At 66.1% G+C, this 17,824-nt stretch carries 11 protein-coding genes; 7 read left to right on the top strand and 4 right to left on the bottom strand.

Annotated features, from left to right (window positions below; translation table 11 throughout):
* Positions 1 to 55: 55 nt before the first annotated feature.
* The 6 genes from glgX to ACZY0Q_RS06415 all read left to right on the top strand — a co-directional run bounded on the left by glgX (position 56) and on the right by ACZY0Q_RS06415 (position 11,528).
* Positions 56 to 2,311: a glycogen debranching protein GlgX gene (gene glgX / locus ACZY0Q_RS06440; protein WP_463915334.1), complete on the top strand. Its 2,256-nt coding sequence runs from the start codon at positions 56 to 58 to the stop codon at positions 2,309 to 2,311.
* Positions 2,308 to 4,653 carry a malto-oligosyltrehalose synthase gene (treY, locus tag ACZY0Q_RS06435; RefSeq protein ID WP_463915333.1) on the top strand — a complete coding sequence of 782 codons (2,346 nt, stop codon included), beginning with the start codon at positions 2,308 to 2,310 and terminating at the stop codon, positions 4,651 to 4,653. Before glgX ends, treY begins: the two co-directional genes overlap by 4 nt.
* Positions 4,650 to 6,440, top strand: a complete 1,791-nt coding sequence (gene treZ, locus ACZY0Q_RS06430; RefSeq protein WP_463915332.1) for a malto-oligosyltrehalose trehalohydrolase — start codon at positions 4,650 to 4,652, stop codon at positions 6,438 to 6,440. The genes treY and treZ overlap by 4 nt, the downstream gene beginning before the upstream one ends.
* A gap of 89 nt (positions 6,441 to 6,529) precedes the next feature.
* Entirely contained in the window at positions 6,530 to 9,184 is a 2,655-nt protein-coding gene (locus ACZY0Q_RS06425; RefSeq protein WP_463915331.1) for a hypothetical protein, read from the top strand.
* A 62-nt stretch (positions 9,185 to 9,246) separates the two neighbouring features.
* Positions 9,247 to 10,284, top strand: coding sequence for an L-glyceraldehyde 3-phosphate reductase (gene mgrA, locus ACZY0Q_RS06420; RefSeq protein WP_463915330.1), 1,038 nt, complete (start codon positions 9,247 to 9,249; stop codon positions 10,282 to 10,284).
* A gap of 158 nt (positions 10,285 to 10,442) precedes the next feature.
* Positions 10,443 to 11,528, top strand: a complete 1,086-nt coding sequence (locus ACZY0Q_RS06415) for an inositol-3-phosphate synthase (protein ID WP_056344223.1) — start codon at positions 10,443 to 10,445, stop codon at positions 11,526 to 11,528.
* Between the two features lie 130 nt (positions 11,529 to 11,658).
* On the opposite strand, the gene ACZY0Q_RS06410 is transcribed toward ACZY0Q_RS06415, so the two are convergent.
* The 3 genes from ACZY0Q_RS06410 to mshA all read right to left on the bottom strand — a co-directional run bounded on the left by ACZY0Q_RS06410 (position 11,659) and on the right by mshA (position 15,747).
* Positions 11,659 to 12,618 (bottom strand): DUF559 domain-containing protein, encoded by a 960-nt coding sequence (locus ACZY0Q_RS06410; protein WP_463915329.1) that lies wholly within the window; start codon positions 12,616 to 12,618, stop codon positions 11,659 to 11,661.
* Positions 12,619 to 12,744: 126 nt separating this feature from the next.
* Positions 12,745 to 14,427: a formate--tetrahydrofolate ligase gene (locus ACZY0Q_RS06405; RefSeq protein WP_463915328.1), complete on the bottom strand. Its 1,683-nt coding sequence runs from the start codon at positions 14,425 to 14,427 to the stop codon at positions 12,745 to 12,747.
* A 54-nt stretch (positions 14,428 to 14,481) separates the two neighbouring features.
* Positions 14,482 to 15,747, bottom strand: a complete 1,266-nt coding sequence (mshA, locus tag ACZY0Q_RS06400) for a D-inositol-3-phosphate glycosyltransferase (RefSeq protein ID WP_463915327.1) — start codon at positions 15,745 to 15,747, stop codon at positions 14,482 to 14,484.
* Between the two features lie 120 nt (positions 15,748 to 15,867).
* On the opposite strand from mshA, the gene ACZY0Q_RS06395 reads away from it, so the two are divergent.
* Entirely contained in the window at positions 15,868 to 16,392 is a 525-nt protein-coding gene (locus tag ACZY0Q_RS06395) for an N-acetyltransferase family protein (protein WP_463915326.1), read from the top strand.
* Here the strand turns inward: ACZY0Q_RS06395 and ACZY0Q_RS06390 are convergent.
* The gene (locus ACZY0Q_RS06390) at positions 16,389 to 17,783 is read right to left on the bottom strand and encodes a family 4 glycosyl hydrolase (protein ID WP_463915325.1); all 1,395 of its coding nucleotides are present in this window, start codon (positions 17,781 to 17,783) and stop codon (positions 16,389 to 16,391) included. The two genes, ACZY0Q_RS06395 and ACZY0Q_RS06390, sit on opposite strands and share 4 nt — an antisense overlap.
* Between the last annotated feature and the right edge of the window lie 41 nt (positions 17,784 to 17,824).

Genomic DNA, 17,824 nt, shown 5'->3' with positions numbered 1-17,824 from the left:
GCAGCGTGGTCCGGAGTGTCCGGAGCGCGTTGGCGCACAACAATGAGGAGCATGCATGGAAATCTGGCCCGGATCGGCTTATCCGCTTGGAGCCACTTTTGATGGAACCGGCACCAACTTTGCGCTGTTCAGCGAACACGCCGAAAAGGTGGAGCTGTGCCTCTTCGATGACGACGGCGTGGAAACGCGGTTCACGCTCGATGAAGTGGACGGCTACGTGTGGCACGGCTATGTCCCGCAGGTCCAGCCAGGCCAGAAATACGGCTACCGCGTCCACGGGCCTTACGACCCGGACTCCGGCAGCCGCTTCAACCCCAACAAGCTGCTGATGGACCCCTATGCCAAGGCTGTGCACGGGCAGGTGGACTGGGACCCGTCGCTCTTCTCCTACAACCTGGGCGAGCCGGACTCCATCAACAACGAGGACTCCGCGCCGCACATGATGATGGGCGTGGTGATCAACCCGTTCTTTGACTGGGACGGCGACCACAACCTGCGCATCCCGTACCACAAGTCGGTCATCTACGAGGCCCATGTGAAGGGCCTCACCCAGCTTCACCCTGAGATCCCCGAGGAGCAGCGCGGCACCTACGCCGGCGTGGCGCACCCCTCCGTCATCTCGCACCTGCAGAAGCTCGGCGTCACCGCCATTGAACTGATGCCGGTGCACCAGTTCGTCAATGACGGCACGCTGCAGGACCAGGGCCTGAACAACTACTGGGGCTACAACACCATCGGTTTTTTCGCGCCGCAGAACACCTACAGCTCCACGGGCGATACCGGCCAGCAAGTCCAGGACTTCAAAGCCATGGTCCGTTCCCTGCACCGGGCAGGCATCGAGGTGATCCTTGACGTGGTGTACAACCACACCGCCGAAGGCAACCACCTCGGCCCCACACTGTCCTTCAAGGGCATCGACAACTCCTCGTACTACCGCCTGATGGAGGGCGACGAGAAGCACTACATGGATTACACGGGCACGGGCAACTCGCTGAACGTCCGCCAGCCGCACTCGCTGCAGCTGCTGATGGACTCGCTGCGGTACTGGGTCACGGAAATGCACGTGGACGGCTTCCGGTTCGACCTCGCCTCCACCCTGGCCCGTGAATTCTACGATGTGGACAAGCTCTCCACATTCTTCGAACTCATCCAGCAGGACCCCGTCGTGTCCCAGGTCAAGCTCATCGCAGAACCCTGGGATGTTGGACCCGGCGGCTACCAGGTGGGCAACTTCCCGCCGCAGTGGACGGAATGGAACGGAAAGTACCGCGACACGGTCCGCGACTTCTGGCGCGGCGAGCCGGCCACCCTTGGCGAATTCGCTTCGCGCATCACCGGCTCCGCCGACCTCTACGAGCACTCGGGCCGCCGCCCCGTGGCCTCGATCAACTTCGTGACCGCCCACGACGGCTTCACCCTGGCGGACCTCGTGTCCTACAACGAGAAGCAAAACGACGCCAACGGCGAAGGCAACAACGACGGCGAATCCCACAACCGGTCCTGGAACTGCGGGGCCGAAGGTCCCACGGACGATCCTGCTGTCCTGGGGCTGCGCGCCCGCCAGCAGCGGAACTTCATTGCCTCCTTGCTGCTGTCCCAGGGTGTGCCCATGCTGCTGCACGGTGACGAAATGGGCCGCACGCAGCAGGGCAACAACAACGGATACTGCCAGGACTCCGAGCTGACGTGGATCAACTGGGAGAACATCGACCAGCCCCTCGTAGAGTTCACGGCCGCCGTCAACGCGCTGCGGGCCAAACACCCCACTTTCCGTCGGAGCCGGTTCTTCGACGGGCGCCCTGTGCTGCGAGGCGAAGGCGAGCGGCTGCCGGACATCGTATGGCTTGACGTCGAAGGCGACACCATGAAACCCGAGGACTGGGACAGCGGCTTCGGCCGTTCGGTGGGCATGTTCCTCAACGGTGACGGGATCCAAGGCAAGGATGTCCGCGGGCGCCGGATCACCGATGTGAACTTCCTGCTGTACTTCAACGCGCATGACGACATCGTGAAGTTCACCCTTCCTAATGACGAGTACGCACCTGCATGGGACATCATCATCGACACTGCCGGCCACAACGCTGACACTGCACCGGTGAAGGCCGGCCAGGCCATTCCTGTTGATTCCAAGTCCCTGGTGGTCCTTCGAGCACACATGGTGGAGGAAGCCGAACCGGACCACTCAGTAGCTGCGTCCTTGGCGGCACTGACCCAGACGAGCACCAGCGAGACCGAAGCGCTCAGCACGCCCACCGTGCCGGAGCCAAAGAAAACGAAGAAGGTCAGCAAGCCGAAAGACCAGGCCAAATGAAGGTTCCGGCATCCACCTACCGGCTCCAGATCCGCAGCAGCTTCACGCTCTTCGATGCTGCCGCGACCGTTCCGTACCTGAAATCACTGGGCGTGGATTGGGTCTACCTGTCTCCGATCCTGACGGCGGAACAAGGTTCCGATCACGGCTATGACGTGACGGACCCGTCGTCGGTGGACCCGGAGCGGGGCGGCCCGGAAGGGCTGCTGGCCCTATCCTCAGCCGCGCGGGAGCATGGCATGGGCGTGCTGGTGGACATCGTGCCCAACCACGTGGGCGTGGCCACGCCGGCGCAGAACCCGTGGTGGTGGTCACTGCTGCAGGAAGGGCGCGGCTCACCGTACGCGGAAGCGTTCGACGTCGACTGGGACCTGGCCGGCGGGAAGATCCGTCTTCCCATGCTGGGATCGGATGCGGACCTGGACAAGCTTGAAGTCAAGGATGGGGAGCTCAGGTACTACGACCACCGGTTTCCGCTGGCCGCAGGTAGCTACACGCCGGGGGATTCCCCGCAGGAGGTCCACGGACGCCAGCACTATGAGCTGATGTCCTGGCGCCGCGCGGATGCCGAACTGAACTATCGGCGCTTCTTCGCGGTCACCACATTGGCGGGCATCCGGGTGGAGCTTCCCCATGTTTTTGAGGAAGCACACGCCGAAGTAGGCCGCTGGTTCACCGACGGCCTGGTGGACGGCGTTCGCGTGGACCATCCTGATGGTCTGGCGGATCCGGTCGGGTACCTTCGCTGGCTCAAGGACCTCACCGGGGGTGCCTACGTCCTGGTCGAAAAGATCCTCGAACCTGGTGAAGACCTTCCCGGGGACTTTCCCTGTGAGGGGACCACGGGCTACGACGCCCTATCCGACGTGGACCGGGTCCTGGTGGACCCGGCCGGCGAGGCGGCGCTCGACGAACTGGATGCGGCCCTGCGGGGTACGGATGTCCCCGCCGACTACGCAAAGATGATCCGGGGTACCAAGCGGATGATCGCGGACGGCATCCTGCGCTCGGAGGTGCTGAGGCTGGCACGTCTGGTCCCCGCTTCCCAGGGGCTTTCCGTGGAGCAGGCTGCCGATGCCATCGCCGAGATCATCGCCTCGTTCCCGGTCTACCGCAGCTACCTTCCGCTAGGTTCCGAGGTGTTGAAGGAAGCCTGCGGGTCCGCGGCGGAACACCGTCCTGACCTTGCCCAGGCAGTGGGCACACTCCTCCCGTTGCTTCTCGATCCTGCCAATCCCATTGCGGTGCGTTTCCAGCAAACCTCCGGGATGGTCATGGCCAAGGGTGTAGAGGACACGGCTTTCTACCGCTACACACGGCTGGGCACGCTGACCGAGGTGGGAGCTGAACCCACCGAGTTCTCGGTGTCCCTTGAGGAATTCCACCACCGCATGCGGCGCCGGCAGGAGGAACTGCCACTCTCCATGACCACTCTGTCCACGCACGACACCAAACGCAGCGAGGACACCCGGGCACGGATCTCCGTGATCTCGGAGATCCCGGCTGAGTGGACGGCTACGCTGACCACCCTCCGGGAGTTGGCCCCGGTGCCTGACGGTCCGTTCGAAACCCTGCTGTGGCAGGCAGTCATCGGAGCGTGGCCGGCGTCCCGGGAACGGCTTCAGGGGTATGCCGAGAAGGCTGCCCGCGAGGCCGGCAACTCCACCACGTGGACCAACCCTGATGCGGAGTTTGAATCACGCGTCAAGGCCGCCGTGGATGCAGTGTTCGACGACGCCAGGGTCACCGCGGTGATCGAGGACTTCGTCGCCCGGACGGATGCCTTGGCCGCAACCAACTCGCTGGCGGCCAAGATCATCCAGCTGACGATGCCTGGCGTCCCTGACGTGTACCAGGGCACCGAGTTCTGGGACCGGTCCTTGACGGACCCGGACAACCGGCGGCCCGTGGACTTTGAACGCCGCGTGGCTGCCCTGGCCGCACAGGATGCGGGCACACTCCCGGGAGACTTCCGGGACGAGGCCGCCAAACTGCTGGTGACCTCCCGGGCGCTCCGGCTCCGCCGGGACCGGCCCGAACTTCTCCGGGGATACCGTCCCGTTGTTGTTTCCGGCCCCGCCGCTGACCACCTGGTGGCGTTCGACCGAGGTGCGGACAGCACTGGCACAGGCGGCACACCCGGCGCCTTGACCCTGGCAACTCGGCTTCCCTTCGGACTGGAAAGTGCCGGCGGATGGCGGGACACCGCCGTCGAACTTTCCACGGCCATGCGGGACGAACTGACCGGACGTACGCACGGCCCGGGCCCTGTACATGTGGCCGATATCCTCCAGCCTTACCCTGTGGCGCTGCTGGCGCCCGTGAACGGAGACAACGCATGAGCCTGACGCACCACGGTTCCGGCCGGTTCGATGTCTGGGCCCCGGCCGCCTCGGCCGTCTCGCTGCTCGCCAACGGGCAGCAGTACCCCATGAAGCAGGTGTCCGGGGACTCCGGCGCCGATGGCTGGTGGTCCGCGCCGGACGCGCCGGCGGACGAAGACGTGGACTACGGCTACCTGCTCGACGGCGAAACGCACCCGCTGCCGGACCCCCGGTCCCGCCGCCTCCCGGACGGCGTCCATGCGCTCTCCCGCACCTTCGATCCCGGCTCCTACGCCTGGCAGGACGCCGGCTGGCAGGGGAAGGAACTGCGCGGTTCGGTCATCTACGAACTGCACGTGGGAACCTTCACCCCCGAAGGGACCTTGGACGCCGCCGCGGACAAGCTCGGTTATCTCGCGGACCTGGGCATCGACTTCGTGGAGCTGCTGCCCGTCAACGGATTTAACGGCACCCACAACTGGGGATACGACGGCGTGCAGTGGTTCGCGGTCCACGAAGGCTACGGCGGGCCCGCGGCCTACCAGCGCTTTGTGGACGCCGCCCACGCCGCCGGGCTGGGCGTCATCCAGGACGTGGTCTACAACCACCTCGGACCCAGCGGCAACTACCTACCCAAGTTCGGCCCCTACCTCAAGCAGGGCGACGCCAACACATGGGGCGATTCGGTCAACCTCGATGGCCCGGGATCCGACGTCGTGCGTGAATACATCCTGGACAACGCGGCCCTGTGGCTGCGCGATTACCACGTGGACGGACTGCGCCTGGACGCCGTCCATGCACTCCGCGATGAGAGGGCGGTGCACCTCCTGGAAGAGTTCGGCGCGCTGGGCGATGCCATCGCCGCGGAGACAGGGCTTCCCAAAACACTCATTGCCGAATCGGACCTCAACGATCCGCGGCTGATCTACCCCCGCGATGCCAACGGCTACGGCCTTGCCGGGCAGTGGAGCGACGACTTCCACCACGCCGTGCACGTGAATGTCAGCGGCGAGACCGCCGGGTATTACGGCGATTTCGCGTCGCTCGGCGTGCTGGCTAAGGTCCTCAAGGACGGCTTCCTGCACGACGGCAGCTACTCCAGCTTCCGCGGACGCCACCACGGCCGGCCCATCAATACCTCGCTGGTCCACCCCGCGGCCCTGGTGGTGTGCAGCCAGAACCACGACCAAATCGGCAACCGGGCCATCGGCGACAGACTGTCCCAGTCACTGCCGTACGGCCCGCTGGCCGTGACCGCAGTGCTGACGCTGACCTCGCCGTTTACGCCCATGCTGTTTATGGGCGAGGAATTCGGCGCGTCCACGCCGTGGCAGTTCTTCACCTCGCACCCCGAACCGGAACTGGGCAAGGCGACGGCGGAGGGCAGGATCCGCGAGTTCGAACGCATGGGGTGGGATCCCGCCGTCGTCCCGGATCCACAGGATCCCGAAACGTTCCGGCGCTCCAGGCTCAACTGGGCGGAGGCCGCTGAGGGTGACCACGCGCGGCTCCTCTCGCTCTACCGCGCGCTGACTGCACTGCGGCGCGCTTACCCCGACGTTGCCGGGCTGGGATTCGCGGAAACGGACGTGACGTTCGACGACGACGCCCGCTGGTTGCGCTTCCGGCGCGGGTCCGTTGAGGTACTGCTGAACTTCTCGGCGTCGCCGGTGCGGCTGGACGGTGTGGGGGGCACGGTGCTGCTGTCGACGGACGAGGCCTCTCTGCTGGACGGCGATTCGTTCGTGTTGGCGGCGCATAGTGGGGCGGTTCTTACTGCTGGGGCGGAAGTAGCCTCGAGGTAACGTAGACACTGGAGTGACCCGGGCGTACTATTCGCGTACTGACCGGCCGTGATGGGCGGCTCGGAAGTGTACGGGCGATGGAGGCCGTCATGGGTGAACCAGCGGATAGTACGGTTTCTGCCACGCTTGAACTCCGGATCCACGGCATCCGCAACACGCCGCCCCACGAGCTCCTCCGATCGGGCAAGCGGACGCTCACGCCCGACGACGTCGAGCTGTCCTGGGGTGATGAGCTTGCCGGGTTCTACCGGGCCAGGTCCGGGACGGGAGCCGCTGCGGACTCCGGTGCGGGCGGTGCCGGGGACGGTGCCGGGGCCAACCGTGGCAGCCCGCGCGTGGTGGAGGCGTATTCCTGGGGCCGGCTGGCACGGTTCACCGGGGTAGGGCTGGCCGGCAAAGTGGCCGACGCCGCGGTCCGGACGGCGTGGTTCCTACTGATGCCGTTCGGACTGACTAACGCCGCGTACTGGAGCCGCCCGCTGCCCGCCGTGAAGCAGCAGGCGGTTACGGGCCCGGTGTCCGGGCAGGAAGAATCGCACATCGGCTACGCCGACGGAGTAGCGCACGGGGGCGACGGCGCGGGACGGATCCGGCTCTTCGCACTGGTTCTGACCCTCTACTTTGTGGTGACGGCGGCCGTGGTCTCGATGGACCTCATCGCCGTCCAATGTTTTCCGGCCGACGTTCCGGACCAGGAACGCCGTGTCTGCTCCGCGCTGCCTGCGTTCGTGGACGGCCTGGCCGGCTGGACCCGCGGCCGTCGTGTCGCCTTGTTCGCACTGATACCCCTTGTGGCCGTAGGCATCGTGGCTGCCATCGCATACTTGGCACGGACGCGGTTTCACCCCAGGCCAAACCTTCGGCCCGGCTCGCCCGAAACGCCCGAAACGGCAAGCGAAGAACCACAGGTCATCCCCAGCCTCATGATCCGGGACATATGGGTTGCACACGATATGGTCCGCTACAACGGTTGGCTGCATGTCTGGGCGTCGCTGGCCGCGGTTGCCGCCATCATCGGGTGGGATGGCTTCTGGACGCGAATCGACGCCGAGAACTGCGGAGGCCTGAAAACGCTCACGGCCTGCATCGCGAATCTGGCACCGGAGCGAATCTGGCCCTTCGGTTTCATCATGCTGGTGGTGTGGCTGGTTGCCGCCGGAACGGTGCTCGCCGCCGCGATCGAAACGGTCCGGCAGTCCTCGGAGAATCCCGATCTGCCCTCCCGGAACGGCGCGCCGTGGCTGTGGCCGATTGCCTGGGTCGCCGGTGCCACCACGCTCGCAGCGGTGGGAGCATCAGTTTTCAGCGGTGGCGTACCCGCCGGCACGGGGGCAAAAGTCATGCTGGGTCTGGGCTTCGCCCCTGCAGGGCTCATGTTGGTCATGCTGGCCTTGATCTTCAGCATGTGCCTCCTCGCGAGGAAGGGACACGACAGGCGCACTTTGGGCTGGCGGGGTAAAGGCTCGGCCGTCTTGGCGACGCTCGCGCTGGGAACGGCCACCATCCTCAGCTGCGCGATTGTGGGAGCCGCCGCAACGCTGTTGCAGCGCAACTACGAACGGCGAAGCACCACTAACGATGAAATGTGGCGATTCGGACCCATCGCCGACGACGTCCTGGTTCCGCCGTCCGTCTTCACGGCCTTCAGCGGGCTGCTCCTGGCCGTGATTCTGGCGGCGGCCATCACCTGGATTCTGTGCTCGTGGAAAGCCGTGCGATCGATGGCATGGAACACGGACGCCAACGCCGTCGCGGACCTCCTCGGAGCCTATGGCGCTCCGCCGCCTCTGCCGCACCAGAAATCCGCCGCCCGGAAACTCGTCTCTGCGCGGCGGACCGCTTCCCTCGCGCACCGTGCAGAAGCTGTGGTCTCGCTGCTGGCCATCCTCATATTCCTGGGACTACTTTTAGCCCTGGTTCTGGGGGCCTTAAAGGACTGGTTGGTCACCGGCGCGGCTGGTCTGTACGGGTTCCTCGAAGGGATGGGGGCCCTTGGACTTGCCGCTGCCGGCACAACGATTGCCGTTCTGGCCGTGATGTCGGCCAAACCGAACTCCCGGCCACTGGCACTCCTCTGGGACCTGATGTGCTTTATGCCCAAGACCGCGCACCCGTTCGGTCCGCCGAGTTATGGCGAGCGGGCGGTCCCCGAATTTGCCGCCAGGATCGCCGCCTGGCTGGACGGTACGGACGGCGCGCCGCCTGCCAAAACCGGCATGGTGGCGATCTCCGCGCACAGCCTGGGAGCGGTGATCGCCGTCAGCGCTCTGTTCCACCTCAAGTCCACGCGGCCTGACCTGCCCTTTAACAGGATCGGCCTGCTGACCTACGGCACCCAGCTGAGGTCCTATTTTGGCCGGTTCTTCCCGGAACTCCTGGGGCCGGCTGTGCTTGCCACGGCACCGGGGGGCCGGACAAAACTCACCGCGGCCGGAGGTCCTGACCATGAGCGCATCATCACGGGCCAACCGACGGTTCAGTTCGATGTGAATCTAAGCCACGTCCTCGGGCCCGGGCCAAATCGATGGGTGAATCTCTACCGCAAGACCGACTACCTCGGTTTCCCGGTTCTCTATCAGGGTCCGGGAGGTGCCGAGAACGCCGGGGCAGATCCCTATGCCCAGGAGATGGATCCGTTCACGTACCAGTTCCTCGTGGTCAGCCACAGCGACTACCTACAGGCGCCCCAATACCAAAAGGCGATTGACGACGTCGTGAGTGGATTGCCTCCGGCCGGACCTTAGCTCCGGGCTTAATAGTTCGATTTTGTGCTGTTATGTGAGACATGGCTGGCAGGATAGTAGATATGACTTACACAGCTGCGGAGAGCCGCTACGACACCATGCCCTACCGCCGCGTCGGACGCAGCGGGCTGAAGTTGCCGGCCATTTCCCTCGGACTTTGGCACAACTTCGGCGACGACAAGCCCTTCGAAGTGCAGCGCGCCATCCTGCGCCGGGCCTTCGATCTGGGCGTCACCCACTTCGACCTCGCGAACAACTACGGTCCGCCCTACGGCGCCGCCGAGACCAATTTCGGCCGCCACTTCAAGGACGACTTCAAGCCGTACCGCGACGAACTCATCATCTCCAGCAAGGCCGGCTACGACATGTGGCCGGGCCCGTACGGCAACTTTGGCTCCCGCAAGTACCTGCTGGCCAGCCTGGACCAGTCCCTGGAGCGCATGGGCCTGGACTACGTGGACATCTTCTACAGCCACCGGCCGGACCCGGAAACGCCGATGGAAGAGACCATGGGCGCACTGGACCACGCCGTCCGTTCGGGCAAAGCCCTGTACGCCGGCATCTCGTCCTACACCCCGGCCCAGACCCTCGAAGCGGCCCGCATCCTGAAGGAACTCGGCACGCCGCTGCTGATCCACCAGCCGAGCTATTCCATGCTGAACCGCTGGACCGAGAACGGCAGCCCCAACCTCTACCAGGCCCTGGAAGAGGTAGGTGCGGGCTGTATCGCTTTCTCACCGCTGGCCCAGGGGATGCTCACGGGCCGCTACCTCAACGGCGTGCCCGCGGATTCCCGGGCAGCGCAGCACAAGTCTTTGGACGAAGCCATGATCTCGGACGAGAACCTGGACCGCGTGCGCGGGCTCAACCGCATCGCCGAGGGCCGGGGCCAGAGCCTGGCGCAGATGGCGATCGGCTGGATCCTCCGCGATCAGGGCAAAGGCTCCTCCGTAACATCGGCACTCGTGGGCGCGTCCAGCGTCCGGCAGCTCGAAGACACCCTCTCCGCCGTCAACAACCTGGACTTCACCGCGGATGAGGTCAATGCCATCGACGAGTTCGCCGTGGAATCGGACATCAACCTGTGGAAGCAGAAGTAGCCACGTAACGCAGCAACTGAGGGGGCCGGGAACAATCCCGGCCCCCTCTTGGTTGGGTAAGATGAAATGGCGCCGACTGGCGCACTGCCAGCGTGCCGCCGTCGTACCCTTCAGGTTCTGACCGTCCTGGCGGCTGAAGTTTTCTTCAAAGGAGTTCCGTGTCTGCAAATCCGATTCGTGTTGCCATTGTTGGTGTAGGTAACTGCGCCGCCTCGCTCGTCCAGGGCGTGCAGTATTACCGTGACGCCGATCCCCAGGCCACGATCCCGGGTCTGATGCACGTAGAGTTCGGCAAGTACCACGTCAACGATGTCCAGTTTGTTGCCGCTTTTGATGTTGACGGCAAGAAGGTGGGCGTGGACCTAGCCGACGCCATCCTGGCCAGCGAGAACAACACCATCAAGATCGCCGACGTGCCCCCCACCGGCGTGACCGTCCAGCGCGGCCACACCCTCGACGGCCTCGGCAAGTACTACCTCGAGACCATCGAACAGTCCGCCGAAGAGCCCGTTGACATCGTCGCCGCGCTCCGCGAATCCAAGGCCGACGTTATGGTCTGCTACCTCCCGGTTGGTTCCGAAGATGCCGCCCACTTCTACGCGCAGGCTGCCATCGACGCCGGCGTGGCGTTCGTCAACGCCCTCCCCGTGTTCATCGCCGGCACCAAGGAATGGGCCGACAAGTTCACCGCCGCCGGCGTCCCGATCGTGGGCGACGACATCAAGAGCCAGATCGGTGCCACCATCACGCACCGCGTCATGGCCAAGCTCTTCGAAGACCGCGGCGTCACCCTGGACCGCACGTACCAGCTCAACGTCGGCGGCAACATGGACTTCAAGAACATGCTGGAGCGCGACCGCCTCGAGTCCAAGAAGATCTCCAAGACCCAGGCCGTCACGTCCAACGTCGAAGCCGACATTGCACCGCGCAACGTCCACATCGGCCCGTCCGACTACGTACAGTGGCTCGACGACCGCAAATGGGCCTTCGTCCGCCTCGAAGGCCGCAACTTCGGTGACGCCCCTGTATCACTGGAATACAAGCTCGAAGTCTGGGACTCACCCAACTCCGCCGGCGTGATCATCGATGCCATCCGCGCCGCCAAGATCGGTCTGGACCGCGGCATCGGCGGCCCGCTGCTCTCCGCCTCGAGCTACTTCATGAAGTCCCCGCCGGAGCAGTTCAACGACGACCTCGCCCGCGAAAAGGTCGAGGCCTTCATCCGCGGCGACCTGGAGCGCTAAACGCTCTCTCACCTTTGGTGGGTTTTTGACGGACGCTCTCTCACTTTTTTCGGTGGGGGAGCGTCCGGCGTTTAAGGCCCCCGTGCGACGCTCTCTCACTTTTGGCGCGGTTTTGGCGGACGCTCTCTCGCTACATCGAGCGCGAAAAGCCGGACACGACGGCGGGATCCACCCAGGCGGACCGCAGTTCCCTTTTGATCATCTTGACGGCGCGTTCGAATCCGTCGGCCAGATCATCCTTATCGAAGGTGAGGACAGTCCAGCCAGCGGCTTCGAAGGCTTTGTCCCTTCGCCGATCGCTGAGCTGCTGTTTGGGCATGAGGTGATGGCCGCCGTCGTACTGGATGGCCACGCGCCGATGGCGGTATCCCAAGTCCGCCGACGGCGACACCGGGTCTGCGTCACGCAGTGTGACCTGAAGCTGGGGCTCGGGGACGCCGGCGTCAAGCATTGCCAGCCGGAGCAGGGTCTCCGGGCCGGAATCCGCTCCCACTCGCATGAGCTCCAGGGCCTCGCGGGCGCGGACGATTCCTTGCAGGTTCTTGTGGCGGTTCGTCAGGGCGCGCAGCTCCCCAACGGTGGCAAACGGTACGTCACGGCCTTCAAACTCCTGCCGTGGCATCCGGATCAACTCATCACCGAGGCTGACGAGGTCCTTCAAAGGCAGGACCCGGGCCATGTCCAGCCATGTGCGCGACCGCGTGCTGAAGCGGATTCCGTCGACCGATTCGACCTCGTCATCAGCCGCGATCACGGTATGCCCAATCACGCCTTTGCGGCGAACACTCGGCAAGGCGCGCGGTTTGCTGAGGTGTAGTTCTGTGGAGTCGGAGAGCCACGGTGGAAGGCATGAACAGCGAAGCCGGGCCGCCGTCACGTGCGATATCCACGCACCCGGAGTGGCCGCCGAGAGCGCGCGGGCGGCCGCCTCCAGTTCGAAATCCCAGTCTGCGGGACGGTACAGTCCGCGGCTGACATGCGCGACGTCGGGCCGGAGGAGACGATCCCGACGGACGCCTTCTGCTCTGGCGTCCGTGAGCGTGAACGGGCCGGATGCCAATGTGGTGGGAAGCGCGGTCTGCTTGTCCATACCGGCATTGTTCCTCAGAGTAGCCGGCCTTCGCAGAAGTTATCCACAGGTGAGAGAGCGTCACCCGGAAAGGCTCTAAAGGTGAGAGAGCGTCGCCTCGAAAGGCCCCCAAAGGTGAGAGAGCGTTCAGGAGAGGCCGACCGGGTTGCCCTGCCCGTCTACGTCCATGCGCATCGCGGCGGGCTCCTTGGGCAGGCCTGGCATGGTCATGACGGCTCCGGTCAGGGCCACGATGAAGCCAGCGCCGGTCTTGGGGATGAGGTCCCGGACGTGGATGGTGAAGCCTTTGGGAGCCCCAAGCCGGGAAGCATCATCAGTGAAGGAGTACTGGGTCTTGGCCATGCAGACGGGCAGCCCGGACCAGCCGTTCTTTTCGATCTCGGCCAGGCGTTTGAGGGCGGGGACAGAGAAGTCCACGCCGTCGGCCCCGTAGATCTCCCGCGCAATGGTCCGGATCTTCTCCTCCACAGGCAGGTCCAGGGGATACAGATGGTGGAAGCTGTTCGGCGCAGCAACCGCGGCAACGACCTTGGCGGCAAGATCGTCGCCACCGTCCCCGCCGCCACCCCGGCCCCATACGTCCGCCACTGTGGCCTGGACCCCCTCAGCCGCACACCACTCCAGCAGCCAGTCCAGCTCCTCCTGGGTGTCGGACGAAAACCTGTTGATGGCAACCACCGGCGCCACTCCGAACTTCTCCACGTTGTGCACATGCCGCCGGAGATTCGCGACGCCGGCCTGCAGCGCCTCAAGGTCCGGCTCAGTCAGCCGGTCCTTGGGCACGCCGCCATGCATCTTGAGCGCGCGGACGGTGGCCACAACCACAACGGCGGACGGCGCCACGTCTGCGATCCGCGCCTTGATGTCCATGTACTTCTCCGCGCCCAGGTCTGCGCCGAAACCGGCCTCGGTGACCACGATGTCCGCGAGCCGCCGCGCCGTCTGGGTGGCGATCAGAGAGTTGCAGCCGTGCGCGATGTTGGCGAACGGCCCGCCGTGCACCAGCGCGGGAGTGCCGGCGATGGTCTGCACCAGGTTGGGCTTGATGGCTTCCTTCAGGAGCAGGGTCAGGGCGCCCTGGACGCCGAGGTCCGCCACGGTGACCGGAACCCGGGAGTACGTGTAGCCGAACGTGATCCGGCCCAGGCGCTCGCGGAGGTCAGCCAGGCTGGTGGCCAGGCAGAAGACGGCCATGATCTCCGACGCCACGGTGATGTCGAAGCCGTCCTGCCGGGGGACACCCTGGGTGGGCCCGCCGAGGCCGATGATCACCTCGCGGAGCGACCTGTCATTCATGTCCAGGACGCGTTTGAACGTCATGCGCCGGGGGTCGATGTTCAGCTCGTTGCCCTGGTAGATGTGGTTGTCCACGAGCGCCATCAGGGCATTGTTCGCCGACGTCACGGCATGGAAATCACCGGTGAAGTGCAGGTTGATCTCGTCCATCGGCAGCACCTGGGAGTAGCCGCCGCCGGTGGCGCCGCCTTTCATGCCCAGGATAGGACCCAGCGAGGGTTCCCGCAGCGCGATCATCACCTTGTGCCCGGCCCGGGCCAGCGAATCGGCGAGCCCCACGGTGGTGGTGGACTTCCCCTCACCAGCGGGCGTGGGCGACATTGCGGACACGAGCACCACTTTCCCGGCTGGCGCCGGAGCGCTCAGCAGTGCCGGATCAACCTTCGCCTTGTACCGCCCGTACAGTTCCAGTGCCTCGGCGTTGATTCCCGCGGCAGCCGCGATCTCCTCGATGGGCCTCATCGTTGCCTGCCGTGCGATCTCGAGGTCGCTGAGGGTATCCCGTTCAGACATCCTTGTCCTTTGGTTGGGGCCGGTTGCTGAAGGCCGACGGCGGCTGCCCGCCGCTTACGGTGCCGGCACCGCCGGGATCAACCGGCTGGCCAGCTGCTGTTCGACGGCGGCGTGGTAGGTATCAAGCGTGATGGCGGCTGTGCGGTTCCACCCCAGGTTCTCCGCGCGGATGGCCGCGGCCCGTCCCATGTCGGCGCGGGTGTCCGGATCGTCGTACATCGCTTCGAGCGCGTCCGCCCAGTCTTTGGCATGGTGCCCGTCCACGAGCAGCCCGGTCCGGCCATGGCAGATGGCGCGGGACAGGCCGCCCACACGGGTGCCCAGCACGGGCGTCCCGCAGGCCTGTGCCTCGATGGCCACCAGCCCGAACGATTCGCTGTAGGAGGGCATCACCACAACGTCTGCCGCCCGGAACCAGGACGCCAGGTCACTGGCGCTGACCGGGGGAAGGTGCGTGACGACGTCGTCCAGTCCGGACTCCGCGATCAGGTGCCGGAGGTTGAAGTCCTTGTTGCCGCTGAGGGCGCCCAGGATAGTGAGCCGGAGATCGATCTCGGGCCGCCGGGCGCGAAGCAGGGCCGCGGCTTTGAGCAGGATCTGCGGGCCCTTCAGCCGCTGGATGCGGCCGGCGAACACCAGGTGGAACGTCTCCGGCGAAACACCGCGTTCGGCCCGGGACCGCGCGCGGAACGCGGGTGTAAAGGTGCTGAGGTCCACGCCCGGCGGCGCCACATCGATGCGGTCGTAATCAGCACCGTAGTGGGATACCAGCTCTTCGGCTTCGGCGGTGGTGTTGGCGACCAGGCGGGCGGCGCCGTCGACAATCCGGTGCTCGCCCTCCTCACGCCGCCGCGGCTCGGGCTGTTCGCCGGACTCCAGCAGGAGATTTTTGACCTTGGCCATGGTGTGCATCGTGTGGACCAGCGGCACACCCCAGAGCTCCGAGAGCTCCAGGCCGGCGATCCCGGACACCCAATAGTGCGAATGGATGACGTCGTAGCGGCCGTGCGGCTGGCGCTGGCGGATCTGGTCGATCTCGGCCACCAGGTGGTGCAGCAGCTCCGGCAGTTCTTCCTTGGGGATCTTCCGCGGCGGCCCGGCCAGCACGTTGTGGACGCACACGCCGGGGTTCGGATGTTCGACGGCGGCCTGCTTGGCTGAGGTGGAGCGCGTGAAGATCTCAACCTGCACGCCGGTATCGGCCAGGGCCGAGGCCAGCTCGCGGATGTAGACGTTCATCCCGCCGGCGTCGCCGGAGCCTGGCTGCTCCATCGGGGAGGTGTGGAGGGAGAGCAACGCGACCCTGCGGATCAATGTCATGGCTTCTCCTTCCCACCGCTGGCGCGGCGTGGGCCCCGCTGTTTGCCCACTCGGTAAAACACTACTCCAGCCGCTCCCGGGCGGACTCCCGGCGCGTGAGCGGCTGCTAACGTGGCGCGTGTGAAAGCAGCCACAACTCCGCCCAGTTCCGCGGACTACTCGATCCGCCCCGCCACGGACGCCGACTGGCCCGGCATGTGGGCCGTTCTGGAGCCCGTCGTCCGGTCCGGTGAGACGTTCACCTGGGACCGGGACACCACAGAGGCCGACGCCCGCGCCCGCTGGTTCAAGGACGCGCCCGGCCAGGCGTTTGTGGCCGTGACGGCCGACGGCGGCGTGATCGGCACCGGCGAGCTGCACCCCAACCAGGGCGGCGGCGGCAGCCACGTGGCCAACGCCGGCTACATGGTCCACAGCGGCCACGGCGGCAAGGGCGTGGCCCGGGGCCTGTGCGCATACTCCTTGGCAGCGGCCCGGGATGCTGGCTTCCGGGCCATGCAATTCAACGCCGTGGTGGAAAGCAATGTCCGCGCGGTGGCCGCGTGGCAGGGGATGGGCTTTGAAATCCTCGGCACCATCCCCGAGGCGTTCAACCATCCCACGCTCGGATACGTGGGCCTGCACGTGATGTACCGGAAGCTTTAGCCGCGCCAGAGCTCCAGCAGCGCAGGGAACGCGCGCTCGTAGCGGGCCAGCAGCTTGGCGCCCAGGGCGGGGGAGTCCACCAGGGGATGCCGGCTGAATGCGTCGACGGCGGCCGCCCGGTCACCGTGGGTGGCTGACCCGACGGTGAGCTGCTCCACCTCCTTGACCCGGCGCATCAGCCCGAGTTGCTTCCGGCCCGGAGCTGACTGCGGAAGCGGCACCGTGCCGTCGGCCGTCACCGTGCAGGGGACCTCGACGACGGCGTCCGCCGGCAGCCCCGGAATGGCCGGTTTCGGTGGGGCTGCCCCGGCTGCAGGAAGGGAGTTGCGCGTGTTCAGGATCAGCTGGCTGTCACCGCGGCCGCCCGCCAGGGCCCGCATCACTGCCAGGGCCACGCGTTCATAGCCGCCACCGGCAAGGTCGTCCTCGTCGCGCTGCTCGCCGTGGGTCCGTGCCTCGGCCAGGTAGCCTTCCTCTCGCGAGCGGCGGGCAGCGTCCCACAGCCGGTAGGCGCGGTTTCCGGCTGAGGCCAGCCGCGGGTACAGCTCGGCCTGCTGGTGGTGGATGGACTCGCCGCGGGTCTGGGCCATGGCGCGCATGGCCGCCGCGGCGCTGTTGCGGTTGTAGTAGTAATAGAGGTATTCGTTGGGCAGGGCGCCGAGGTCCTTGAGGAACGGCTGCGGGAAAAGCCTGCCTTCCTCGAAGGTATGGAGGGCCACAGGGTCTGACAGCAGGCCGGGCAGCAGATCCCGGCCGCCGGACTCCAGCCGGTAGAGCCAGCCCAGGTGGTTTAGACCGTAGTACCCCACGCCGTCGAGCCTTCCGTCCGGCAGCGGCAGGCCGGACGCGCGGGCAGCACGGTGCACCAGTCCGCCCGCCGAATCGCAGATCCCGATGACCTTCCGGCCCAGGACAGGCAGCAGGGCCTCGGTGACCATGCCGGCCGGGTTGGTGAAGTTGATCAGCCAGGCGTCGGGGCAGCGCTCCCGCATCTGCCGCGCCAGGTCCAGCATCACGGGGATGGTGCGCAGGGCGTAGGAAATGCCGCCGGCTCCGGTGGTTTCCTGTCCGAGCATGCCCAGGTCCTGGGCCACGCGTTCGTCCGCGATGCGTCCGGCCGTGCCGCCGGGGCGGATTGCGGCGAACACCATGTCCGTTCCGCGGAGCGCGTCCGGCAGTGATGTGGTTGTCTTGATCGCCGGGGGCCGGTCGCCTTCCCGGTCGGCCGACTCCGGCATGGCGCGCAGAACCGCGGTGATGGCACTGAGGCGGGCAGGGTCGACGTCGAACAGCACCAGTTCGCTGACCAGCCCCGCAAACGCGCCGGACGTCAGCGCCCGGTAGACAAGCGGCACGCGGAATCCGCCGCCGCCGGCAATCATTAGCCGCATAGTCAGCAGTCTAGGGGGCCGCCGGGCGCGCCCCTACCGTG

The sequence above is a fragment of the Pseudarthrobacter lactosi genome, assembly GCF_055412785.1.
This window is presented reverse-complemented; position numbering and strand designations above follow the sequence as displayed.

Coding starts and splice junctions, on each gene's coding strand:
- glgX (WP_463915334.1), top strand. CDS start 56: ATGGAAATCTGGCCCGGATCGGCTTATCCGCTTGGAGCCACTTTTGAT.
- treY (WP_463915333.1), top strand. CDS start 2,308: ATGAAGGTTCCGGCATCCACCTACCGGCTCCAGATCCGCAGCAGCTTC.
- treZ (WP_463915332.1), top strand. CDS start 4,650: ATGAGCCTGACGCACCACGGTTCCGGCCGGTTCGATGTCTGGGCCCCG.
- ACZY0Q_RS06425 (WP_463915331.1), top strand. CDS start 6,530: ATGGGTGAACCAGCGGATAGTACGGTTTCTGCCACGCTTGAACTCCGG.
- mgrA (WP_463915330.1), top strand. CDS start 9,247: ATGACTTACACAGCTGCGGAGAGCCGCTACGACACCATGCCCTACCGC.
- ACZY0Q_RS06410 (WP_463915329.1), bottom strand. CDS start 12,618: ATGGACAAGCAGACCGCGCTTCCCACCACATTGGCATCCGGCCCGTTC.
- ACZY0Q_RS06405 (WP_463915328.1), bottom strand. CDS start 14,427: ATGTCTGAACGGGATACCCTCAGCGACCTCGAGATCGCACGGCAGGCA.
- mshA (WP_463915327.1), bottom strand. CDS start 15,747: ATGACATTGATCCGCAGGGTCGCGTTGCTCTCCCTCCACACCTCCCCG.
- ACZY0Q_RS06390 (WP_463915325.1), bottom strand. CDS start 17,783: ATGCGGCTAATGATTGCCGGCGGCGGCGGATTCCGCGTGCCGCTTGTC.